Here is a 20,190-nt window from a genome sequence, read left to right as displayed (position 1 = left end):
CAATGTCTGTCGTTCCGTCTGGCCTGTTCAGAGGCCGGGGCGGACCCGGGAAGCGTGGCGGGTCAGTCGTCGTTACGGCGTGTACGGTCTTCTTCCTGTTCGCGTCCACGCGACTGCGGGTCGTCCATGTAGATACGGACCCGACCGCTGGAATCGACCACCTTCACGCGGTTGACGTCGCGGCCATCGTAGGGGACGCGTTCGGCGCTCAGCACCTGTCCGCCGGTCCGGCGCTCGACACGGCGAACCGAATCGGACAGCGCCTGTCGGTCCGGCCCACGGTTGTGGCCCCGGTCGTCCCGGTTCGGGTTGCCGCCATTACCCCGCCCCTGTGCCCACGCAGTGCTTCCCGTCGCGACCAGGGCGGCGAGAAGCAGCAGGAACAGGGGGCGAACTGGCAGCATCTTCATGGTCTGAGTAGCGAACCGTAGCAATATCGCACGATCGTGCGACAGGTGTGCATTCTCGGAACGATGCAGTGAATCCGGTCTGAACTTTTCCGTCTGCCGGGGGCCGGGGTTCAGCCCCGCTGCCGTGGCGGGAGGCTTCAGAAAATCTCGGCGACGCAGCAGCGCAATGAGCCGCCGCCGGCCTCGATGCCGTCGAGTTCCACCGCCCGGACCTGGAAGCCGGCCGCGGCGATGGCTTCGCGGGTGCCGGGCGCCAGCGCACCGGCCGCCCGCGCGCTCATCCAGACCACGTCGTCCGACAGCGCGATCGCGTTGCCGGCGAACGCGGCGTGCTCGCCCGGCGACAACATGATCCCGTGCGGGGCATACAGGTCGGCGATCGCCTGCGGCACCCGGGGATCGGCGAAGCCGCCGGGCGACACCAGCGCCGCCCGTCCGGCGAGCACGGCCAGCACCACGTTGGTGTGGTACTCGCCCGGGGCCAGGTCGAACAGCAACGTCGCACGCAGGCCGAAGGCCTCGTGCATCAGCCGCGCACCTTCCTCGTCGCAGCGCTCCGACAGTCCGCAGAAGCCAAGGCCCCGCGCCCGATCTATGACCAGCGACCCGGTCAGCTCGCAGGCATGCTGCTGCGTTGACAGGTCGATCTCGGCGTAATCCAGCACGCCGCCCAGGAAGCCTCGGATGTCCACACGCTCCGCTTCGCGCTGGCGAACGGGATGGCGCATGCGGCCCACCACGTAACGGCCGGCCGCGGTGGCGAAGACGTTGTTCGGGAACACGGCGTCGGGAGTCTCCGCATCGCCGGCGAAGCAGACTGTCGGCAACACCTGCGACAGTGCACGCTGGAGTTCGTGATGCTGGCGGGCCGCATGCACGGCATCGAAATCGACTGCCGTCGCCATGTAGCGGTTGTCCGCGGCGGATTGCTCTGCCAGGCGGAAGCCGTCCGGCGCGACGAGGAAGGCCGCGCGCGCCGTGGCCGGCCCGAAATCCGGCGCCACGTTGCGCGCGAATTCGACGAACGCCGCGAGCTCGCGCGTGATCATGCCGCGTCGGCGCGCTCGGCGAAGGATTCGGTGAGCGAGAGCGCCTGTTCGATCAGCGACCAGTCGGCACCCGCCTTGTGAGCGCCCTCGCTGAGCACCTGGCGATACGCGCGGCCGCCGCGCTCGCCGGCGAACAGCCCCAGCAGATGCCGCGTGATGTGCTTGAGGTACACACCGCGCGCGAGCTGCGATTCCACGTACGGCCGCAGCGCGCGCAGCAGTTCGCCGCGGCTGCGCAGCTCACCACCGAACCACGCCACATCGAGCCGGTGCAGCAGGTAGGGATCGTGATACGCCGCGCGTCCAAGCATCGCGCCGTCGACGTGATCCAGGTGCGCGGTCGCTTCGCCCTGCGTCGCGATGCCGCCGTTGACGATGACCTGCAGCGCGGGGCGTTCCTGCTTGAGGCGGTAGGCCCAGTCGTAGCGCAGCGGCGGAACCTCGCGGTTCTCCTTCGGCGACAGGCCCTGCAGCCAGGCATTGCGTGCGTGCACGACGAACATGCGGCAACCGGCCGCGGCCACGGTGTCGATGAAGGCGCGGAAGCGATTCCAGTCGTGATCGTCGTCCACGCCCAGGCGGCACTTCACCGTCACAGGCACCGAGGCTGGCACGGCCCCGATCATCGCCGCGACGCTGTCGGCCACCAGGTTCGGCTCGCGCATCAGGCAGGCGCCGAAACGGCCGGCCTGCACGCGATCGGACGGGCAGCCGCAGTTGAGGTTGATCTCGTCGAAGCCCTGCTCCGCACCGATGCGTGCGGCCTGCGCCAGCAGGTCCGGCTCACTGCCGCCCAGCTGCAAGGCAACCGGATGTTCGACCGGATCCATCGCCAGCAGTCGCGCGCGATCGCCGTGGATCACCGCGTTGGCATGCACCATCTCGGTGTAAAGCCGCGCATGCGGAGCGAGCAGCCGGTGGAAAACCCGACAGTGGGTGTCGGTCCAGTCCATCATGGGGGCGACGGACAGGCGCAGTTGCGACGCGGGAATGGCGGAAGCCTGGATCATCGGTGTGGATTGTACGGCGCGCGCACCATAGGACCGGTCACGCCTGCGGTTCCCACACCATGTAGATGTCGGCGCGAGCGTAGTGCGAGCCGGGACGAGGCGCCGGGTAATGGCGGAAGCCCACGCTTTCGTACAGCGCCAGCGCGGGGCCGAGCTTGCTGCTGGATTCGAGGAAGAGTTCCCGGCCGGAACGCCGGCGGAACACATCGATCGCGCCTTCCATCAGCAGGCGTCCGACGCCCGACCCGCGCGTCTCCGGCGCAACGGCCATCTTGGTGAGTTCGAAAACGCCCGCGGATTCCTGCTTGAGGGCCACCGTGCCGACGGCACGATCCTGCTCGTCGATCGCAAACAGGATGTGGCCGCCCGACGAAAGAATGTGGCGTTCGGGATCGCCCAGCACTTCACGGTCGATGGGCTCCACCGTGAACCAGCGCTCCAGCCACTCGAGGTTGAGACGGGCGAAATCCTCGCGCCAGCGGGGCGCGTAATCGACGATGCGGACGCGGGTACTCATCCCGCAATGATAAGGGCGCGCAAACAGGACGGCGGCCGAAGCCGCCGTTCCTAAACATCACTTGCCGTTACCGTTGCCCTTGTCCTTACCCTTGCCACCTTGGCCTTGACCCTGGCTTTGTCCCTTGCCCTGGCCCTGCCCCTTCGACGAGGCGCCCTGCGCCTTGCCCTGGGCCGACGCGGCCTTCGGTTTCACATTGCCGGCGCCCTGCGCCTTGTCGGGGCCGCCGCCTTTCGATGTGGCCTTGCCCTGCGGACCCTTGCCACGTCCCGGGAAGTCGCGCTGCAGATCCGCGTCGAGTGTGATGTTGCGCCCCCAGCGGTCGTAGCTGGGCACCAAGCCCTTCTTCAGGCGGTGGAACTCCGGCGAACCCGGCTTGATGCCCAGGTTCTTGGCGACTGCGCCCCAGCCCTGCGCATGGTCGCGTTCCCACACGTCCACCACGTAGCGGCAGGGGCGACCCAGAACCGAGGCCAGCGCGCAGGCAAAGTACACATCGCCCGGCGCCCAGCGGCGGTTGACCAGCAGATCGGTGACCAGGTCGCGCGGAGCCCCGTGATAGCGAACCATCTCGTCCACGAACGGGTCGCGGTAGCGTGAGCCGTAACGGTTCATGTCGCCCAGCCAGGTGTCCACCCAGACGTCGCCCGACCGCGGGTTCCATCCGAAGGTATAGTCCTGCGCAACCGCGCTTCCGAATCCGAACAGGCCCACCACCGACACCAGCAGGGCCGCAACCTTCGATTGCCACGTATTACGCATGAGGCTCTCCTTGATGGGTGCGCGGCGGCGCGGGCGGGCCGAATGCTGCTGGCCCTCCGGTGAAGCCGCTATGAAGGCCGTCCGGCGCATCAGTCGCGGTCGCGCCAGCGGCGATCGTAGTAGCGGTCGTCCCGATCGTAACGATCGCGGTGATGCCGGTCGTAGTAGTAGCGGCGATCGTAACGATGGTCGTATCGCGCGTCGTAGTAATGCGTGGTGCATCGGCCGTGCTTGTTGCACTTGCCGCGCGAGGGGCCGTTCCAGTAGCCGTAGGCATTCCCGTACGGCGGACCCGCGCGATACACGCGGCGGTAGTAGCTGGGACGGCCGCGGTAGTCATGCACGACGATCAGGCGATCGCGGTAGCCGCGGTCATGCCGGTAATACGGATAACCGCCGTGGTAGATCACGTCGGCGACGTCCACGATTACCTGCGCCCAGTCGTCGTCCGCGCGCGCCGGAGTTGGCGCCATCGCGGCGATGCCGAGGCCTGCAGCCAGTACCGCCGGGGCGAACCATCGGCTAAGGACGGTGGCCATGTTTCCTGCTCCCTGTATGCCCGCACCTTGCGGACCTGGAAGCACGATGCGGTGGCAGGCGTGAACCATTTTTTAATCCAGCCGGGCCACGCCGGTGTCGCTCAGGCGCCGTTGAGCATCGCCCCGACCATCAACCCGCAGCGGCGGCCAGTTCGCGCACGGCCGCCGGCAGCTCATGCGCTGTGCCAACCCGCCGCAGGCGCGGCGCATCGTCGGCCACGTCCGCCTCGTTCTCGTGCACCCAGTTGGTGTGATAAGGCACGTGGATGCCCCACCCGCCCAGTTCCAGCACCGGTGCGATGTCGGAACGCAGTGAATTGCCGACCATCACGAAGCGGTCGGCCGACAGGTCGAATTCCTCCAGCAACCGGGCGTAGGTCGCCGCGTCCTTCTCGCTGACGATCTCGATGCGGCGGAACAGGTCGGCGAATCCGCATTGCCGGACCTTGGCTTCCTGGTGGAACAGGTCACCCTTGGTGATCAGCACCACGTCGAATTCGGCGGCGATGCTCTCGACCGCATCGCGGATGCCCGGAAGCAGTTCCACCGGATGCTGCAGCAGCGATTTGCCCAGGTGGACGATGCGGTGCAGGTCATGCGCGCTGATCCGTTCGCCGGTGATGTCCACCGCCGCTTCGATCATAGACAGCACCATGCCTTTCACGCCGTAGCCGAACAGCGCGATGTTGCGCTTCTCGACTTCGTACAGGCGCTCGTGCACGCGGGCATCGTGCAGGTCGACGTAGGCGCCCACGATGCGTTCGAACTCGAGCTGCGCTTCGTCGAAATAGTCCTGGCTACGCCAGAGGGTGTCGTCGGCGTCGAAGCCGATCAGTCGGATCTTGCTCATCGGCATAGTGTATCGGCGCCGTGCCTGGACGACGCCAGGAAAGAACAAGGGCGGCCTGAGCCGCCCCGTTCCATGCGCATTGGAGATGACCGGCTGGGCGCTATCAGCGCTTGCCGCCGCCGTTCGAACCGGCCGCGCCACCCTGGGCCTTGGCCACATAGGCCTTGTACTCGTCGGCGGTCAGGGCGCCGTCGGCATCCGAGTCGGCCTGGTCGAAGACCTGGCCCAACGCCGGCACGGCGAGCGCTTCGGACTTGCTCAGCGAGCCGTTCTTGTCGGTGTCCACGTCGGACCAGCTCTTCTTCTGCGGCGCGGCAGCAGCGCCGGCCGGAGCAGCCGCGGCATCCTGCGTCGCAGCAGCATCGCTCGACTGCGTGGACGTCGGCGACGTGGTCTGAGCGAAAGCGACTGGCGCGGCCAGGACGGCGGCGAGGGCAGCGGCGATCAGCGTGCGGTTCTGGATGCTCATGCGGTGTCTCCTGGAGTCGATCAAGGAATGGCAAATGGTTCTGCGCTGAACCCGTCCGTCAATGCTGACGGGCCGCACGCCTGCACCATGCCGCGCCCCGCATGAACGCTCCGCGCGCGCAAAGCGTTAAGGCAACGTTGCGTTAACCAATGGCCTTGCGAATGCCGCTAGCAAACACGGGCGAAAGTGACGGCGATCGTCTGCTCGCGTGACTGCGCGCAAGAATTTGGTGGTCTGACTGGTCGCGCGCCGACTGAACGGAACACAACCTTCACCGCTAAGGCGTCAACCCGGGTGTCCATGGTGCGTTAGCCGCCCTCACGCTCGACCTGCACCGAAGCACTTCCGTCCTCATCGACCTCCACGGCCACCACCATCGGCTGGCAGCAGACCTGGCAATCCTCGATGTAGCGCTGCGACCCCGCGGACTCGTCCACCACGAGCGATATCCACTCGCCGCAATACGGACACCGCACATCCACGTTCGAAAGCATGGCTACCGCTTCGCAGGCGCTTTTGGCAACGGTTCGGAAGGCGCGTGGACGAGCGACAGGTCGACCGGTTCTCCCGGATTGTGGCTGCGCAAGCGCATCGCGCTCCCGTCAAGCGCGAGGATGTCGACGGGATACGGAACGCCTTCCTCGATCATCGTCAGCGCGCCGTTCTCGAAGCTCCAACGGCCATGGGCTGGCGTGCCGTTCGGCGCATCGATGACCAGCGTTCCGTCGGACAGGAAGGCATACAAGGTGCCCGGCTCGGCGGCGCTGGAAGATTCGACCTTCCACACACGATCCACGAATGCATCCGGCGACACGGTTTTGGCCGGGACGGGCTCATCCGGTGCCGGTACGTCCGTGGAGCGCGCGGGCTGCTCGGAGGTGTCGGCGGTGACCGGCGGGGGTGCGACCGCTTCAGGCATCGGGGCTGGATCAGGTGCGCGGCATCCGGCGATCGAAGCAACAAGTACTGCATGCAGAACGAACACGACACTGAGTTTCATCGTTCACCTCTACATTGGCCTGTGGAGCGGACGTTAGCACCCTGCGTGGCGCAAGCCCCCCCGTCACGTCGCGGTCACCGCTGCGAGGCAAAGCTGGGACCATCGTCGCCGGCGATGCAGCCCGGCGCAGCGTCCAACGAACACGGAGGAGCCATGAAGATCCGTCATGTGTTCAGCACCCCGGACCTGGATACGGCGCAGGCGGTCATGAACGTCGCGCGCAACGCCGGCGTGCACGACAACGACATCCTGCTGGTTGCGCGTTCCGACATCGAACTGGAAGACATTCCGAACGACCGCAAGGAAGCCGACACCGACCTGCTGCCGGCCGCCGTGCGCGGAGCCGGCTATGGCGGCGCCGCAGGCCTGCTGGCCGGTCTTGCCGCGGTGGTGGTCACGCCGATCGGCCTGACGCTGGCCGGCGCAGCCGCCGCAGCGGTCGCAGGTGCGCTGGTGGGCAGCTGGGCGTCGGCGCTGGTCGGCTCGTCGCTGCCGGATCCGATCCGGCGCAAGTTCGACGCCGAGATCCAGGCCGGTCGCATCCTGGTGGTACTCGATGGCGACAAGCCGTCGCTCGACCGCATCGAGCCGCTGCTCGTCAACGCCGGTGCGACACCGTTGCCGTACGAGTCGACCAAGGCGATGGCCTGATCCCTACGGGGAACTCGCCCGCGCACGCGACGCCGTCGTGCCGGAAGCATCCAGCGCATCGCGGTATCGCGCGTACAGCACTTGCACCTTCGCGACATAGGCCTGCGTCTCCGCATACGGAGGAACGCCTCCGTAACGCGAGACTGCGCCTGTTCCCGCGTTGTAGGCCGCTGCGACCAGTACCCGATCGTTGCCGTAGCGCCGCATCAACGCGCGCAGATGGCGGGCGCCGGCCATGATCGATTCGCGATCCGAGAAGGGATCGACGACGCCGTACTCGCGGCTGGTCTGCGGCATCAGTTGCATCACGCCCTGCGCTCCCTTGGGCGATACCGCCAACGCGTCATAGCCGCTCTCCGCATGCGCGATCGCGCGCAGCCAGGCTTCATCGACGCCGGTGGCACGAGCGGCCGTGCGGAACTGTTTCGGATAGCGGTCCAGGCGCGGTGCGCCGACCGTGCCGAGTCCGATGTGCGCAGGCTCCCCCGGTGGAGCGGGGATAGTGAACGAAAGTACCTTCACCGCGCCCGGCAGCTTGCGCGTGCCGTACACGACCTTGCCGTCCTGCACGCGCTCGTAAAGCACGCCGCTGACTGCTTCGCCGGTGCCGAGCAGGTTCGGTACCGAGGCGGCGTTGTCGTCGATCTCGCGGGCCTTGCAACGCGAGCCCGGCTCCGGCGCGGTCGATACGCTGACGGTCCCGTCGCGTACGCACCGGTAGACGGTGCGTGCCTCCGCCGGCGCCAGGCATGAGAGCGCCAGCGCCAGGAGCCCCCACCCGATGAAACGGGACCGGTTCATCCGCAGGATTCTAGCCGCGCCTCCGGAACGGCCGTGCAACGACGCGGCGTGTTGCGGTTGATCGCCTCAATGCCAAGTTGCCGCCCGTCGCTAGCCTGCCCGACATGCCTTCCGTCCCGCCCCTTCCCACCGAACTGCTGCGCCGCCACGACCGGCGGGACCGCGTCACAGCTCCTATCCGGCCACTCCCCCCAGTTCAGCCAGGACTTCGGGCCGGCGAACTGGCGGATGTCATTCGGCTGGGCAAGGGCGATCCGATTCCCAGCCGGCTGTCGCTGTACGTGCATGTGCCGTTCCGCAATGGCGGCCGCAACCACGCCATCGCGCGCAACCACCCACTGCCGAGCCTTACAGGCATCGGCTGGGCCGCGAGACAGGCATGGTGTCCGGCCTGTTCGATCCGGATCGCGAAGTGGTGCAACTGCACTTGCGCTCGGACGTGATCGAACGACTCATGTGCCAGAGCGAGATCCCCATCGGCGCCGTCCAGCGCGCGCATGGCATCGAGTTCACCCAGTACTTCGCCGATGTCCTGCGCCGGCTGGAATCGCTGCAGGACGACGACCTGGTGTGGATCGAACCAGAGCGGATCGTCGTCACTCCGCATGGGCGGCGGCTGTTGCGTGTCATTGCCATGTGCTTCGACGCCTACCTGCAGCCACACGCTGCGCCGAACGGTCTGAGCCTCGCCGGCCAGCGCCTTGTGCGCCGGCGGGCCCAGTACCTGCAATGCGTGTTCGATGCGCTGGTCGATAGCGGCCAGCAGTCGAACCTCGGGCTCGGCAAGACCGGAAGTCAGGTCGCCCAAGGTGCTGCGGGATCCAGCGCCGCCGAACCGATCCAGCGGAACAGGTTCGGACTCGCCGCCGCCGGGCAGGTCGCCTCGATTCTGGTTACCGGCGCCGGCGCCGGCGGAGGCGGCACATCCAGCCCCACCGCATCGGCGCCTGAGCGTGTCCGGGCACGCCCTTCGCGCGCGCCGCCCGCCTCCACGCGCCGGATCGACTTGATCCAGATCAAGCGCATCGGAAAGCCCGATTTCTAGTATTCGCCGACCCGGCCGTGGCGCAGGGGGTGCCCACTTATGCAAACCAACGTAGAAACCTATAACGACAAGATCGTGCGCCAGTTCACCGCGATGACGGTGGTCTGGGGCATCGTCGGCATGGCGGTCGGCGTACTCATCGCCGCCCAGCTGTACTGGCCGGCGCTCAACTTCGACATCCCGTGGCTCAGCTACGGCCGACTCCGGCCACTGCACACCAACGCGGTGATCTTCGCCTTCGGCGGCTGCGCACTGTTCGGCACCAGCTATTACGTCGTACAGCGCACCTGCCACGTGCGGCTGGCCTTCAGCAGGCTGGCCGCTTTCACGTTCTGGGGCTGGCAGGCGGTGATCGTGGCCGCGGCCGTAACCCTGCCGCTGGGCATGACCCAGGGCAAGGAGTACGCCGAACTCGAATGGCCGATCGACCTGCTGATCACCGCCGTCTGGGTCGCCTACGCCGTGGTGTTCTTCGGCACCATCGCCAAGCGGCGCGTGAAGCACATCTACGTGGCCAACTGGTTCTACGGTGCGTTCATCCTCACCGTGGCGCTGCTGCACATCGTCAACAACCTGTCGATGCCGGTGGGCTTCACCAAGTCCTACTCGCTCTACACCGGCGCCGTCGATGCGATGGCGCAGTGGTGGTACGGCCACAACGCGGTGGGCTTCTTCCTGACCGCCGGCTTCCTCGGAATGATGTACTACTTCGTTCCGAAGCAGGCCGGCCGGCCGGTGTACTCCTACCGGCTGTCGATCGTGCACTTCTGGGCCCTGATCGCCATCTACATGTGGGCGGGTCCGCACCACCTGCAATACACGGCGCTGCCCGACTGGGCGCAGTCGCTGGGCATGGTGTTCTCGCTGGTGCTGCTGGCACCGAGCTGGGGCGGCGCGATCAACGGCATCATGACCCTCTCGGGTGCCTGGGACAAACTGCGTACCGACCCGATCCTCAAGTTCCTGATCGTCGCCGTCTCGTTCTACATGATCGCCACCTTCGAGGGGCCGATGATGTCGATCAAGACCGTCAACTCCCTTTCCCACTACACCGACTGGACAGTCGGCCACGTGCACGCTGGTGCGCTCGGCTGGGTGGCGATGATCACCATCGGCGCCGTGTACGCCCTGCTGCCGCGCCTGCTGGGTCAGAAGCAGATGTTCTCGGTGAAGGCCATCGACCTGCACTTCTGGCTGCACACGGTTGGCGTGGTGTTCTACATCGCCTCGATGTGGATCGCCGGTGTCATGCAGGGCCTGATGTGGCGCGCTACGAACTCCGACGGAACGCTGACCTACAGCTTCGTCGAAGCGCTCAACGCCACGTATCCGTACTACCTCGGCCGCCTGGCCGGCGGCGGCATCGTGCTGGCCGGCATGCTGGTGATGGCGTGGAACGTGATCCGCACGTGGCAGCAGGCGCGCGAGATCGTCCCGACCCCGGTGCTGCCGCCGCAAGCCGCGACCGCTCACGCCTGAGGTCATAGCCATGAGTCACTCACACGAGAAAGTCGAAACCAATGTCGGCCTGATGGCCGTACTCATCGCGGTGGCCGTCTCCTTCGGCGGCCTGGCCGAGATCGTTCCGCTGATGCGTCAGGCGGAAGCCATCGAGCCGTTGCCGGGCGTGAAGCCCTACCCCGCGCTCGAACTGGCCGGACGCGACGTCTACGTCCGCGAGGGCTGCTACAACTGCCACTCGCAGATGGTCCGCACGCTGCGCTTCGAAACCGAACGCTACGGCCACTATTCGCTCGCCGGCGAATCGGTCTACGACCGACCCTTCCAGTGGGGCAGCAAGCGGACCGGTCCGGATCTCGCGCGCGTCGGCGGCCGCTATTCCGACGACTGGCATCGCGTGCACCTGATCAATCCGCGCGACGTGGTGCCCGAATCCAACATGCCCGGCTTCCCCTGGCTGGCGCAGAACAAGGTCGACGGACAGCAGGTACAGGACCGCATGCGCGCACTCAAACGCATCGGCGATCCCTACACCGCTGCCGATGTCGATGGCGCGCAGGAAGCCGTCCAGGACAAGACCGAACTCGATGCCGTCGTCGCCTACCTGCAGGGACTCGGCCGCCATGCCCCGAGGGGAGGCTGACATGTTGTCCGGAATCGTGACGACGCTGCTGCTGGTGCTGTTCGTCGGCGGCTGGGTCTGGGCGTGGAGCCCGAAGCGCAAGAAAGAGTTCGACTCGGCGGCCCGGCTGCCGCTCGATGAGGAATACAAGGAGACGCAGCGATGAGCCCGGGTTGGTCGTGGTACGTGATCGCACTGGTGGCGATCAACATCTTGGGTTGCGTCTGGCTGATCTGGTGGACGGGCAAGCGTCGCCCCGGCGATCCGGCTCCTACCGACACTAGTCATGTCTGGGACGAGGATCTGACGGAATACAACAAGCCGATGCCGCGGTGGTGGATCAACCTGTTCTACATCACCATCATCTTCGCTATCGGCTACCTGGTGTACTACCCCGGCCTCGGCGCCATTGCGGGCGTCGGCAAGTGGACGTCCGCCAACGAACATGCCGTCGAGAAAGCGCGCGAGGACAAGAAGCTCGAGCAGACTTTCGCGCCCTACGCGGGCAAGTCGATCGACGTGATCGCGCAGGATCCCAAGGCCCTTGCCCTGGGACGCTCCATCTTCAACAACACCTGCGCGACCTGCCACGGTTCGTCCGCCCAGGGCGCCATCGGCTATCCCAATCTCACCGACGACATCTGGCATTGGGGCGGCTCGCCCGAGCGCGTGCTGCAGACGGTGCTCGACGGTCGCGAGGGTGTGATGCCGGAGTGGGGCAAGGTCCTGACCGGCATGGGTGGCGACAACGCCGTCGACTATGTCGTCGCCTACGTCCGCACGCTCTCCGATCCCGCCTCGATGCAGAACAACTACATGGCCGCCCAGGGCAAGCCGCTCTATGAGGGCGTGTGCGTGGCCTGCCATGGCATCGACGGCAAGGGCACCCAAGACCTGGGCGCGCCTGACCTGACCGACAACTACTGGCTGTACGGCAACAGCAGCGACAGCCTGCACCAGACCATCACCAGCGGCCGCCACGGTTCCATGCCGGCACACCGCGAGATCCTCGGTGAAACGCGTGCCCGCCTTGCGGCCGCCTACGTCTGGTCGCTCTCGCACCCCGGCAAGAACAAGCCTCCCACCTCCGCCTCGCGATGAACCAGCCACTCTCCTCGCGTTTCGACCACCCGCCCCGACCGCTCTCGCAGCGGCTCGGGGCGATCCTTTGGCCGAGCTTCTTCTCGGCGTGCGTCTCGACGATGGTCTTCTTCGCCTTCGTCGATCCCCTGATGCTTCGGGACACGACGTTCCCGCACCTACCGATTACCCGCACAGTCGGCTACAGCCTGGGGTTCTTCATGTTCTGGCTAGCCACCGCGGCCTCCAGTCTGTTCACCTGGGTGCTGCTGCGTCCCGCCAGCCGATTCAACCGGCCACTGGGCCGGGGCAAGTCCGAGTAGTCCGCAATGAGCAAGAAGATCGGTATCGAGCTGCTCGACGAAGGTGGCAGCGCGCTGTACGTCAGCGAGCGCAAGGTCTATCCCCGCGGTGTGCAGGGGACCTTCCAGACGCTGCGCAAGCTTTCCGTGTTCGTACTGCTTGGCATGTTTTACCTGTTCCCCTGGCTGCGCTGGGACGGACGCCAGGCGGTGCTCTTCGACCTGCCGGCGCGCAAGTTCTACGTCTTCGGGCTCAACTTCTGGCCGCAGGACTTCGTGTTCCTGGCGATGCTGCTGATCATCGCGGGCCTGAGCCTGTTCTTCTTCACGGCGCTGGCCGGGCGCCTGTGGTGCGGCTACGCCTGTCCACAGACCGTCTGGACCGAGGTGTTCCTTTGGATGGAACGCTGGACAGAAGGCGATCGCAACGCACGCATGAAACTCGACGCGGCGCCTTGGACGCGCGAGAAGATCCTGCGCAAGGGCGCCAAGCACACGCTCTGGCTGGTCTTCGCGCTGTGGACCGGACTCACGTTCGTCGGCTTTTTCACGCCGGTGACGGACCTGGTCGCGCGGGTCCCGTTCTTCGGCCGCGAGCCCGGCTGGGGCGGCTGGGAGACCTTTTGGGTGTTCTTCTACGCCCTGGCGACCTGGGGCAATGCCGGCTTCCTGCGCGAGCAGGTGTGTAAGTACATGTGTCCGTATGCGCGCTTCCAGAGCGCGATGTTCGACCGCAATACACTCATCATCGCGTACGAACCTATGCGAGGCGAGCCGCGCGGGCCGCGCAAGCGAGGCCTGCAGAGTGTGCTGGAGCGCGCTCGCGGCCTGCTCGACGTCGAGACCGCGTACAACTACGTTTTCCGTGCGGCGCATCATGCCAACGCCACCGCCGCGCAGGCGGCCGGCACCACGGCGGTCACCGATGCGGGCCTCAAGGCCGAGCCGCTACCCAAGTTCGCGCCGGAAGAACTGGGCGACTGCATCGACTGCACGATCTGCGTGCAGGTCTGCCCGACGGGCATCGACATCCGCAATGGCCTGCAGTACGAGTGCATCGCCTGTGGCGCCTGCATCGACGCCTGCGATCAGGTGATGGACAAGATGGGCTACCCGCGCGGTCTCGTACGCTACTCCACGCAGAACGCGATCGACGGCCGCGATACCCGCGTCCTGCGTCCGCGCGTGTTCGTATACGGCGCCCTGCTGCTGGCACTGTGCATTGCCTGGGCCTGGGGCGTGGGCCATCGCAGCCCTCTGATCGCGGAGATCCTGCGCGACCGCAACGCGCTGTACCGCGAAACCGGGGATGGGCGCGTGGAGAACAGCTATACGCTCAAGCTGGTAAACAAGGACGTGGAGCCGCAGCGCTTCCGGGTAAGCGTCGACGGAGGTTCCGATGTTTCGCTGGTCGGCGGTGCGCAGGTCGTGAACGCCTCGGCCGAGCAAGTGATCAACCTGCCGCTGGTGCTGTCGTCTCCGGACGGCGTGAAGGGCAAGCGCGAGGTGACCTTCCGCGTCGAGCGCCTGGACGGCAAGGCGCAAACCGACGTCCCTTCCACCTTCTTCGGACCGATGTGATGCACGGCTTCAGACGAAATCCCGCAGCCTGGCTGGTCATCGCGCTGCCGATCGCGTCCGTGGTCGCCGGCGTGGCGCTGGTGGTGATCGCCGTGCGCAGTGGCGGCAACGACGCCGTGATCGACACGGTGCAGCGCACCGCGCAGATCCAGGTCAGCGAGCTCGGATCGGACGAACGCGCAGCGGCAATGAAGCTCTCTGCCGTGCTGCGCGTGGAGTCGAACATGGTCGAGCTACTGCCGGTCGGTCGCGGATTTGCCGATGGCCAGGTGCGTCGCGACGAACCGCTCACGTTGCGCCTTTCGCATCCGTCAGAGGCCACGCTCGACCGCTCGCTTGAGCTCAAGCCCACTGAGCTGGGCTGGCGCGCGCCCGTCGAACTGCCGCTCGACCACGACTGGCTGCTGCAGCTAGGCCCGGCCGAGAAGGCGTGGCGGTTGAAGGGACGCCTGCATGGCGGCCAGCGCGCCGCGCACCTTGGGCCATCGCTCGAACGGCCCTAGCCATGGATCTTGCCGCGTCCCAGCCCGTCGCTCATGCCGCTTCGCGCGAGAACTGCCATCACTGCGGCGAGGCGATCGCGTCGGACGGATTGCGGGCCAACGGGGAGCTGTACTGCTGCAGCGGTTGCGCCGCGGCCGCCAACTGGATCCACGAGGCGGCGCTGGACGATTACTACCAACTGCGCACCGTCGCTGCCGGCCGCGTCCATCGCGACGCGGCCGACTTCGCCGCATGGGATCGCGACGTCGTCCTGTCCGAGCATGCCCGCATGGTTCCAGGCGGCCGCGAGATCACCGTCCTTACCGATGCGATGCGTTGTGCCGCCTGCGCGTGGCTGATCGATCGCGCGCTGCGCAGCCACGCCGGCGTGCTCGACGCAGGCGCCAACGCGGTCACCGGCCGCATCGTGATTTCGTGGGATCCGCAGCGGGTCCGACTGTCCACGCTGATGGCACGCCTGGCTTCACTCGGCTATCGCCCATGGCTCGCCACCGGTGAGGCTCGCGAGCAGGCGCAGCGACGCGAGCGCCAACGCTGGTTGCTGCGCCTGGGCGTAGCCGGGCTCGGTGCCATCCAGGCCATGATGTTCGCCGAAGCGCTGTATCTGGACACCGCGCAGCAGATGCCTGTGGCCACGCGCGATTTCTTCCGGTGGATCACCTTCCTGGTGTCGACTCCAGTGGTGTTCTACTCCGGCTGGCCATTCCTGGAGGGCATGACACGCGAACTGCGTGGGCGCCGGCTGGGCATGGATACGCTGATCGCCAGTTCCACCCTGCTCGCCTACTTCGCCAGCGTGGCCGAAATGCTGCGCGGTGGCATGCACGTCTGGTACGACGCGGCGGTGATGTTCGTGCTGCTGTTGCTGGTGGCGCGCATGCTCGAGCAGCGCGCGCGCGGCATCGCGAGCGCACAGGTGGACGCGCTGGCGCGTGCAAGGCCCGCGCTTGCGACCCGCGAACACGCGGATGGCACGCCTGAACAGGTGCCGGTGGCCGAACTGGAGGTCGGCGACATGGTGCGCGTGGCCGCGGGCGAGGCAGTGCCGGCCGATGGCGTGCTCGTCGGGCACGGTTCGGCGTTCGATGAGGCTCTGATCACCGGCGAGTCCAGCCCGGTGCGTCGCGAAGCCGGCGACACCGCACTGGCTGGCAGCCTCTGTCGCGAGCAGCCCGCACGAGTGCGCATCACGCGTACCGGCGCGGATACGCGCCTGTCGCAGCTGACGCGGCTGGTCGAGCAGGCACAGTCCGCGCGTCCTGCTCTCGCGCGCATCGCCGACCGGATCTCCGGCGCCTTCGTTGCAGGGCTGGTGATATGCGCAGCGGTGACGTTCGGGTGGTGGCACCTGCATGCGCCCGAACGCGCCATCGAGGTCACCCTTGCGCTGCTGGTGGTGAGCTGTCCCTGTGCGCTGTCGCTGGCGATTCCGACCGCGCTGACCACGGCCCACGGCGCTCTCGCCCGGATGGGCGTGCTGGGGTTGCGCGGAGACGCGCTGGCGTTCCTGGCACGCGTCGACCGGATCGTCCTGGACAAGACCGGGACGCTCAGCAATGGCACGCCGCAGCTCGATGCGGTGGAAACATTCGGCGGTTTCGATCGGGACTCCGCGCTGGCCATCGCCGCCGCACTGGAGCGTGAAAGCAACCATCCGCTGGCGCAGGCCTTTGCCCATGTTGATACACCTCATGTCGCGCATAACGTCTCCAGCGTTCCCGGCCAAGGCATCGAAGGCGCGATCGGTGGTCAGGCCTGGCGCCTCGGTCGCGCCGGCTTCGCGTCGAGCCGCCAGGAAGACGACGGGGCGCTGTGGCTTGCGCACCAGGGAGCGCTGGCGGCGCGTTTCGCGGTCCGCGAATCCGTGCGCGACGGCGCCCGCGAGGCCGTGGCCGAACTGCGCGCGCAGGGGCTGGAGGTCGAACTGTGTAGCGGCGATGCACCGATCGCCGTGGAGCATTTCGCCAGACAGGTCGGCATCAGCCGCACGCATGCGCGGCAGACGCCCGAGCAGAAGCTCGCGCTGGTTCGCCGCCATCAGCAGGATGGTGAAGTCGTTGCGATGGTCGGCGATGGCTTGAACGACGCGCCCGTCCTCGCCGGCGCGGACGTGTCGCTAGCGATGGCGGAAGGTGCGGCGCTGGCGCAGCGCGCGGCCGACTTCGTGATCACCAGCCCGTCCCTGATGCGCGTGCCGCAGGCGATCGCGCTGGCCCGGCGCACGCAGCGCATCGTGCGCCAGAACCTGGCGTGGGCGCTGGGCTACAACCTGCTGGCGATTCCACTGGCGGCAACCGGACACGTGACCCCGTGGATCGCCGCGGTGGGCATGGCCGCGTCGTCGCTGCTGGTCACGCTCAATGCGCTGCGCCTGAGCCGGCGAGCGCCTCCGGGGACACCATGAACATCCTTTTGCTGCTCGTCCCGATCAGCCTGGCGCTGCTCGGAATCGCCATCTGGGCCTTCGTTTGGGCCGTGCGTCGCGGCCAGTTCGACGACCTGGACACTCCGGCCATCGATATCCTGCGCGACGATCCGCTTCCAGTAGTCTTGCCGTCAGCAGACTCGCCGAACTCCGGACGCCATGCCGATTGACTGGCTGACGCTGGGCGCGGCCGCGATGGCCGGGCTGCTCGGCGGGGTGCACTGCGCCGCGATGTGCGGCGGCATCGCGACCGGATTCTCGGTGAGCGCGCGTGGCTCCGTTGCGCCCGCGATCGAGGCAAACCTCGGTCGCATCGGCGGCTACGTGATCGCCGGCGCCATTGCCGGTGGAATCGGACACGGCATCGTCGGCGCGGCGCGCGTCGAGGGCCTGGCCACCGCACTGCGCATGCTGGTGGGCCTGGTGCTCGTAGTCGTGGCGCTGCGCCTGCTGGACCGGCAAGGTCGGCTTGGATTCCTTGGAAAGCCGGGCAATCGGATGTGGCAGTTCCTGCGGCCGCTGCAGCAGCGCCTGCTGCCCGCCGACACACGCGCCAAGCGATTGGGCCTGGCGGTGCTGTGGGGATGGCTGCCATGCGGCCTGAGCACCACCCTGCTGGCCGCCGCCTGGCTGCAGGCGAGCGCGCTCAACGGCGCACTGACGATGGCCGCATTCGGACTGGGCACGTTGCCGGTCATGCTGCCGCTGACCTGGAGCGGCGCGCGACTGGGTCGTTGGTTGCAGACACGCTGGCGCAATGCCGGTGCTGCGCTGGTGATGGCAGCCGGCGTGGTTACGCTGGCCGCCCCTTGGCTGCTGCAGGTTCCTGCGCTGCATGGAGTGCTGAGCGCACTGGGTTGCGTCACGCCGGCGGCGTGAGCCAGCAGCGCGCGCTTAGCGACGACGCTGGCGGGGCGCGACGACTTCGGTGTCGTTGCCGTGCGCCAGGCGATTGAGTTCTTCCAGATCAAGGACTTCGACGCGACGCCCATGCACGTCGATCACGCCGTCCTCCTGCAGGCGGGTGAAGCCGCGGCTGACGGTCTCGAGCGCCAGCCCCAGATAGCGCGCGATGTCCTCGCGGCTCATCGGCAGTTTGAACGACACGGGCGACTGCCCGATCTGGCGGAAACGCTCGCCCAGACCGTGCAGGAACAGCGCGATGCGCTCGTTGGCCTGCTTGCGCACCAGCATTTCCATATGGTCGTGATCGCGGTTGACGCTGTGACCAATCACGCGAAGCAGCTGGTGTTGCAGGCTGGGCAATTGCGCGGCCACCACGGTGAGCTGGTCGAACGGCACGTCGCACACGTTGGCATCGGACAGGGCGATCGCCTCGCAGCGGTGCGACCCTTCGCCCAGCGCATCCAGGCCGATCAGCTCGCCGGGCAGGTGGAAGCCGACCACTTGTTCCTCGCCGTCCTCGCTGATGCTGACGGTCTTGAACGCGCCGTCGCGCGCCACATACACCGCCGACAGCAGATCGCCGATGCGGAACAGGCGCTCTCCGCGACCGATGGGACGGCGACGGCGGACGATCTCGTCAAGGCGTTCCAGCTCCGGTGCGGTAATGCCAGCGGGCAGGCAGAGTTGCTGGAGGGAACATTGCGCACAGCTGCGCCGCAGCCGGGCGAGATCGATGGGGGCGGTGGCGTTCATCTGTGGATATTGTCGCACGCGACCCTGCCGCTCGCGACGATGCAGGGCCTTCCCGCCGCGACGAAAAAAGCGAAGGGCGGCCGGAGCCGCCCTTCGCGCCACACACCCGAAACAACCCTCTCGCGGGGCCTGAACGACGCGACCGTGCGGTCAACGTCGCGCACCCACTGTGCGGGGGAAGTTCTGAACCTCAACTACGCCGCGGACCGCGTCTCCACGCGGGCTTAACCTGCGTTGAGAATCTTTCTGCTTGACGTGTCGAACTACTGACCGCGGCTGCGCTGCATCGGATCGTTCGCCATGTTGCCCTCGCGCACGGCGGCGTCCTGCTCCTGTCGCCATTGACTGGCGGTCTTGCAGATGCGCTCGGCGCGGTTGCTGCCGATCGGCCTGATGCGACGGCAGACCAGACGATCTTCGGCGCTCTTCGCCGGTGCGGTGGCGGCAACGGCTGAATCGGCCGGTTGCGCGTCCTGCACAGGCTGTTGTGCCATCGCGGCGCTGGTGAAGAACAAGGCCGCCAACGCGGCGGCATGAAAGCGCTTTTGCATGATTCCCTTCTCTCGTGATGGTCAATTCGCGACCTGCCGCGGGGATGCGAAGGTCGCCCGTGCGCCCCTGTCGATGTGCCCATGGACGCATGGATTGCGATGCTAGGTGGGCGGATGCCCTTCAACGGATGACGGATACGCTCCCACCAGATTCGGAAAAGTAGACGGATTAGACACCCTGCCCGTTCCACACACGGGATAGAGCATCCCCGACTTCCGGGCTTTGTTCCGCCGATGGCGCGCCCACTTCTCCCGTGCAGCGATGGCTGTCCAGGCAGTCCGCCAGGGCCCGTCGCACGGACGTCCGCCCCTCCCCCGATGACCGCGGCGTCCGATGCAGGAGTCAAAGCACAATGAGCAAGAACAAGATGCTGTCCACCGCCCTTCTCGCCGTGCTGGCCGGCGCCTCCGCGTTTGGAGCACAGGCCGCGGACAAGGGCTTCTACGCCGGTGCGGGCGTGGGCCAGTCCTACGTCGACGAGCGTGACTACGATGACGAAGACACCGCGTTCTCCGTGTTCGGTGGCTATCAGTTCAACCGCTACTTCGGCCTGGAAGCGGGCTATGCCGACTTCGGCAAGCTGGAACCGCGCGGCAACGGCGACGAACTCGAAGCCAGCTCGGTATACCTGACGGCCGTCGGCACCGTGCCTTTCACCGACAACTTCTCCGCGTACGCGAAGGCCGGCTTCCAGCGCTGGGATCTGGATACCGCGATTCCGTCCATCGTCGGCAACGACGACGACAGCGGCACGGATCCCACCTACGGCGTCGGCCTGCAGTATCGCTTCACCGATCACCTCGCGCTGCGTGGCGAGTACAGCCGCTTCGAAGTCGAGGACACCGATCTGGACCTGGCGCAACTGCAGGTCCGCTACGACTTCTGATCGCAGCACCGTCTC

At 67.0% G+C, this 20,190-nt stretch carries 26 protein-coding genes; 13 read left to right on the top strand and 13 right to left on the bottom strand.

The window, feature by feature from the left end; genetic code table 11:
- Positions 1–62: 62 nt before the first annotated feature.
- From VFE83_RS08050 to VFE83_RS08005, 10 genes are all read right to left on the bottom strand, one after another.
- A complete protein-coding gene (locus tag VFE83_RS08050) occupies positions 63–410 on the bottom strand; it encodes a hypothetical protein (protein ID WP_324904868.1) in 348 nt (115 codons plus the stop codon).
- Between the two features lie 137 nt (positions 411–547).
- Positions 548–1,459, bottom strand: coding sequence for an arginine deiminase-related protein (locus tag VFE83_RS08045; RefSeq protein ID WP_324904866.1), 912 nt, complete (start codon positions 1,457–1,459; stop codon positions 548–550).
- Positions 1,456–2,469 carry a tRNA dihydrouridine(20/20a) synthase DusA gene (dusA, locus tag VFE83_RS08040; RefSeq protein ID WP_324904863.1) on the bottom strand — a complete coding sequence of 338 codons (1,014 nt, stop codon included), beginning with the start codon at positions 2,467–2,469 and terminating at the stop codon, positions 1,456–1,458. Before dusA ends, VFE83_RS08045 begins: the two co-directional genes overlap by 4 nt.
- A 37-nt stretch (positions 2,470–2,506) precedes the next feature.
- Positions 2,507–2,986: a GNAT family N-acetyltransferase gene (locus VFE83_RS08035; protein WP_324904860.1), complete on the bottom strand. Its 480-nt coding sequence runs from the start codon at positions 2,984–2,986 to the stop codon at positions 2,507–2,509.
- 57 nt (positions 2,987–3,043) lie between these two features.
- The gene (locus tag VFE83_RS08030) at positions 3,044–3,748 is read right to left on the bottom strand and encodes a hypothetical protein (protein ID WP_324904858.1); all 705 of its coding nucleotides are present in this window, start codon (positions 3,746–3,748) and stop codon (positions 3,044–3,046) included.
- An 89-nt stretch (positions 3,749–3,837) separates the two neighbouring features.
- The gene (locus tag VFE83_RS08025; protein WP_324904856.1) at positions 3,838–4,287 is read right to left on the bottom strand and encodes a hypothetical protein; all 450 of its coding nucleotides are present in this window, start codon (positions 4,285–4,287) and stop codon (positions 3,838–3,840) included.
- 130 nt (positions 4,288–4,417) lie between these two features.
- The gene (locus VFE83_RS08020) at positions 4,418–5,143 is read right to left on the bottom strand and encodes an HAD family hydrolase (RefSeq protein WP_324904854.1); all 726 of its coding nucleotides are present in this window, start codon (positions 5,141–5,143) and stop codon (positions 4,418–4,420) included.
- Between the two features lie 97 nt (positions 5,144–5,240).
- On the bottom strand, positions 5,241–5,606 hold the full coding sequence (locus tag VFE83_RS08015) for an EF-hand domain-containing protein (protein ID WP_324904852.1): 366 nt from the start codon (positions 5,604–5,606) through the stop codon (positions 5,241–5,243).
- Between the two features lie 308 nt (positions 5,607–5,914).
- Complete coding sequence (locus VFE83_RS08010; protein WP_324904850.1) at positions 5,915–6,100, bottom strand: CPXCG motif-containing cysteine-rich protein; 186 nt, start codon at positions 6,098–6,100, stop codon at positions 5,915–5,917.
- Between the two features lie 2 nt (positions 6,101–6,102).
- Positions 6,103–6,525, bottom strand: coding sequence for a hypothetical protein (locus VFE83_RS08005; protein WP_324904848.1), 423 nt, complete (start codon positions 6,523–6,525; stop codon positions 6,103–6,105).
- 234 nt (positions 6,526–6,759) lie between these two features.
- On the opposite strand from VFE83_RS08005, the gene VFE83_RS08000 reads away from it, so the two are divergent.
- Positions 6,760–7,257: a hypothetical protein gene (locus tag VFE83_RS08000; RefSeq protein WP_324904846.1), complete on the top strand. Its 498-nt coding sequence runs from the start codon at positions 6,760–6,762 to the stop codon at positions 7,255–7,257.
- A gap of 3 nt (positions 7,258–7,260) precedes the next feature.
- Here the strand turns inward: VFE83_RS08000 and VFE83_RS07995 are convergent, their stop codons facing one another.
- On the bottom strand, positions 7,261–8,058 hold the full coding sequence (locus tag VFE83_RS07995) for a lytic transglycosylase domain-containing protein (protein WP_324904844.1): 798 nt from the start codon (positions 8,056–8,058) through the stop codon (positions 7,261–7,263).
- A 379-nt stretch (positions 8,059–8,437) separates the two neighbouring features.
- On the opposite strand from VFE83_RS07995, the gene VFE83_RS07990 reads away from it, so the two are divergent.
- From VFE83_RS07990 to VFE83_RS07940, 11 genes are read left to right on the top strand one after another with little or no spacing between them, the layout of a single operon-like run.
- The gene (locus tag VFE83_RS07990) at positions 8,438–9,103 is read left to right on the top strand and encodes a hypothetical protein (RefSeq protein WP_324904842.1); all 666 of its coding nucleotides are present in this window, start codon (positions 8,438–8,440) and stop codon (positions 9,101–9,103) included.
- A gap of 39 nt (positions 9,104–9,142) precedes the next feature.
- Positions 9,143–10,582 carry a cytochrome-c oxidase, cbb3-type subunit I gene (gene ccoN / locus VFE83_RS07985; RefSeq protein ID WP_324904840.1) on the top strand — a complete coding sequence of 480 codons (1,440 nt, stop codon included), beginning with the start codon at positions 9,143–9,145 and terminating at the stop codon, positions 10,580–10,582.
- 10 nt (positions 10,583–10,592) lie between these two features.
- Entirely contained in the window at positions 10,593–11,207 is a 615-nt protein-coding gene (gene ccoO, locus VFE83_RS07980; RefSeq protein ID WP_324904839.1) for a cytochrome-c oxidase, cbb3-type subunit II, read from the top strand.
- A 1-nt stretch (position 11,208) separates the two neighbouring features.
- Positions 11,209–11,352 (top strand): cbb3-type cytochrome c oxidase subunit 3, encoded by a 144-nt coding sequence (locus VFE83_RS07975; protein ID WP_324904837.1) that lies wholly within the window; start codon positions 11,209–11,211, stop codon positions 11,350–11,352.
- On the top strand, positions 11,349–12,287 hold the full coding sequence (ccoP, locus tag VFE83_RS07970) for a cytochrome-c oxidase, cbb3-type subunit III (RefSeq protein ID WP_324904835.1): 939 nt from the start codon (positions 11,349–11,351) through the stop codon (positions 12,285–12,287). Before VFE83_RS07975 ends, ccoP begins: the two co-directional genes overlap by 4 nt.
- Complete coding sequence (locus VFE83_RS07965) at positions 12,284–12,589, top strand: hypothetical protein (RefSeq protein ID WP_324904832.1); 306 nt, start codon at positions 12,284–12,286, stop codon at positions 12,587–12,589. Before ccoP ends, VFE83_RS07965 begins: the two co-directional genes overlap by 4 nt.
- Before the next feature lie 6 nt (positions 12,590–12,595).
- Complete coding sequence (locus VFE83_RS07960; RefSeq protein ID WP_324904830.1) at positions 12,596–14,149, top strand: 4Fe-4S dicluster domain-containing protein; 1,554 nt, start codon at positions 12,596–12,598, stop codon at positions 14,147–14,149.
- On the top strand, positions 14,149–14,652 hold the full coding sequence (locus VFE83_RS07955) for a FixH family protein (protein WP_324904828.1): 504 nt from the start codon (positions 14,149–14,151) through the stop codon (positions 14,650–14,652). The genes VFE83_RS07960 and VFE83_RS07955 overlap by 1 nt, the downstream gene beginning before the upstream one ends.
- A 2-nt stretch (positions 14,653–14,654) precedes the next feature.
- The gene (locus tag VFE83_RS07950; protein WP_324904826.1) at positions 14,655–17,057 is read left to right on the top strand and encodes a heavy metal translocating P-type ATPase; all 2,403 of its coding nucleotides are present in this window, start codon (positions 14,655–14,657) and stop codon (positions 17,055–17,057) included.
- A complete protein-coding gene (gene ccoS, locus VFE83_RS07945) occupies positions 17,054–17,248 on the top strand; it encodes a cbb3-type cytochrome oxidase assembly protein CcoS (RefSeq protein ID WP_324904824.1) in 195 nt (64 codons plus the stop codon). The genes VFE83_RS07950 and ccoS overlap by 4 nt, the downstream gene beginning before the upstream one ends.
- A complete protein-coding gene (locus tag VFE83_RS07940; protein ID WP_324904822.1) occupies positions 17,238–17,957 on the top strand; it encodes a sulfite exporter TauE/SafE family protein in 720 nt (239 codons plus the stop codon). Before ccoS ends, VFE83_RS07940 begins: the two co-directional genes overlap by 11 nt.
- 15 nt (positions 17,958–17,972) lie before the next feature.
- Here the strand turns inward: VFE83_RS07940 and fnr are convergent, their stop codons facing one another.
- Together fnr and VFE83_RS07930 are read right to left on the bottom strand one after the other, a co-directional pair.
- Positions 17,973–18,737, bottom strand: a complete 765-nt coding sequence (fnr, locus tag VFE83_RS07935) for a fumarate/nitrate reduction transcriptional regulator Fnr (protein WP_324904820.1) — start codon at positions 18,735–18,737, stop codon at positions 17,973–17,975.
- A 263-nt stretch (positions 18,738–19,000) separates the two neighbouring features.
- Positions 19,001–19,288 carry a hypothetical protein gene (locus VFE83_RS07930; protein ID WP_324904818.1) on the bottom strand — a complete coding sequence of 96 codons (288 nt, stop codon included), beginning with the start codon at positions 19,286–19,288 and terminating at the stop codon, positions 19,001–19,003.
- A gap of 353 nt (positions 19,289–19,641) precedes the next feature.
- Here VFE83_RS07930 and VFE83_RS07925 point away from each other — a divergent pair, with 353 nt between their 5' ends.
- Entirely contained in the window at positions 19,642–20,175 is a 534-nt protein-coding gene (locus VFE83_RS07925; RefSeq protein WP_324904816.1) for an outer membrane beta-barrel protein, read from the top strand.
- The last annotated feature ends 15 nt before the right edge of the window (positions 20,176–20,190 follow it).

The organism is Lysobacter sp., from assembly GCF_035655815.1.
Lineage (GTDB): Bacteria > Pseudomonadota > Gammaproteobacteria > Xanthomonadales > Xanthomonadaceae > Lysobacter_J.
This window is presented reverse-complemented; position numbering and strand designations above follow the sequence as displayed.

What these genes read in the sequence shown, in the direction of transcription:
- VFE83_RS08050 (WP_324904868.1), bottom strand. Translation starts at nt 410, where the DNA reads ATGAAGATGCTGCCAGTTCGCCCCCTGTTCCTGCTGCTTCTCGCCGCC.
- VFE83_RS08045 (WP_324904866.1), bottom strand. Translation starts at nt 1,459, where the DNA reads ATGATCACGCGCGAGCTCGCGGCGTTCGTCGAATTCGCGCGCAACGTG.
- dusA (WP_324904863.1), bottom strand. Translation starts at nt 2,469, where the DNA reads ATGATCCAGGCTTCCGCCATTCCCGCGTCGCAACTGCGCCTGTCCGTC.
- VFE83_RS08035 (WP_324904860.1), bottom strand. Translation starts at nt 2,986, where the DNA reads ATGAGTACCCGCGTCCGCATCGTCGATTACGCGCCCCGCTGGCGCGAG.
- VFE83_RS08030 (WP_324904858.1), bottom strand. Translation starts at nt 3,748, where the DNA reads ATGCGTAATACGTGGCAATCGAAGGTTGCGGCCCTGCTGGTGTCGGTG.
- VFE83_RS08025 (WP_324904856.1), bottom strand. Translation starts at nt 4,287, where the DNA reads ATGGCCACCGTCCTTAGCCGATGGTTCGCCCCGGCGGTACTGGCTGCA.
- VFE83_RS08020 (WP_324904854.1), bottom strand. Translation starts at nt 5,143, where the DNA reads ATGCCGATGAGCAAGATCCGACTGATCGGCTTCGACGCCGACGACACC.
- VFE83_RS08015 (WP_324904852.1), bottom strand. Translation starts at nt 5,606, where the DNA reads ATGAGCATCCAGAACCGCACGCTGATCGCCGCTGCCCTCGCCGCCGTC.
- VFE83_RS08010 (WP_324904850.1), bottom strand. Translation starts at nt 6,100, where the DNA reads ATGCTTTCGAACGTGGATGTGCGGTGTCCGTATTGCGGCGAGTGGATA.
- VFE83_RS08005 (WP_324904848.1), bottom strand. Translation starts at nt 6,525, where the DNA reads ATGCCTGAAGCGGTCGCACCCCCGCCGGTCACCGCCGACACCTCCGAG.
- VFE83_RS08000 (WP_324904846.1), top strand. Translation starts at nt 6,760, where the DNA reads ATGAAGATCCGTCATGTGTTCAGCACCCCGGACCTGGATACGGCGCAG.
- VFE83_RS07995 (WP_324904844.1), bottom strand. Translation starts at nt 8,058, where the DNA reads ATGAACCGGTCCCGTTTCATCGGGTGGGGGCTCCTGGCGCTGGCGCTC.
- VFE83_RS07990 (WP_324904842.1), top strand. Translation starts at nt 8,438, where the DNA reads ATGGTGTCCGGCCTGTTCGATCCGGATCGCGAAGTGGTGCAACTGCAC.
- ccoN (WP_324904840.1), top strand. Translation starts at nt 9,143, where the DNA reads ATGCAAACCAACGTAGAAACCTATAACGACAAGATCGTGCGCCAGTTC.
- ccoO (WP_324904839.1), top strand. Translation starts at nt 10,593, where the DNA reads ATGAGTCACTCACACGAGAAAGTCGAAACCAATGTCGGCCTGATGGCC.
- VFE83_RS07975 (WP_324904837.1), top strand. Translation starts at nt 11,209, where the DNA reads ATGTTGTCCGGAATCGTGACGACGCTGCTGCTGGTGCTGTTCGTCGGC.
- ccoP (WP_324904835.1), top strand. Translation starts at nt 11,349, where the DNA reads ATGAGCCCGGGTTGGTCGTGGTACGTGATCGCACTGGTGGCGATCAAC.
- VFE83_RS07965 (WP_324904832.1), top strand. Translation starts at nt 12,284, where the DNA reads ATGAACCAGCCACTCTCCTCGCGTTTCGACCACCCGCCCCGACCGCTC.
- VFE83_RS07960 (WP_324904830.1), top strand. Translation starts at nt 12,596, where the DNA reads ATGAGCAAGAAGATCGGTATCGAGCTGCTCGACGAAGGTGGCAGCGCG.
- VFE83_RS07955 (WP_324904828.1), top strand. Translation starts at nt 14,149, where the DNA reads ATGCACGGCTTCAGACGAAATCCCGCAGCCTGGCTGGTCATCGCGCTG.
- VFE83_RS07950 (WP_324904826.1), top strand. Translation starts at nt 14,655, where the DNA reads ATGGATCTTGCCGCGTCCCAGCCCGTCGCTCATGCCGCTTCGCGCGAG.
- ccoS (WP_324904824.1), top strand. Translation starts at nt 17,054, where the DNA reads ATGAACATCCTTTTGCTGCTCGTCCCGATCAGCCTGGCGCTGCTCGGA.
- VFE83_RS07940 (WP_324904822.1), top strand. Translation starts at nt 17,238, where the DNA reads ATGCCGATTGACTGGCTGACGCTGGGCGCGGCCGCGATGGCCGGGCTG.
- fnr (WP_324904820.1), bottom strand. Translation starts at nt 18,737, where the DNA reads ATGAACGCCACCGCCCCCATCGATCTCGCCCGGCTGCGGCGCAGCTGT.
- VFE83_RS07930 (WP_324904818.1), bottom strand. Translation starts at nt 19,288, where the DNA reads ATGCAAAAGCGCTTTCATGCCGCCGCGTTGGCGGCCTTGTTCTTCACC.
- VFE83_RS07925 (WP_324904816.1), top strand. Translation starts at nt 19,642, where the DNA reads ATGAGCAAGAACAAGATGCTGTCCACCGCCCTTCTCGCCGTGCTGGCC.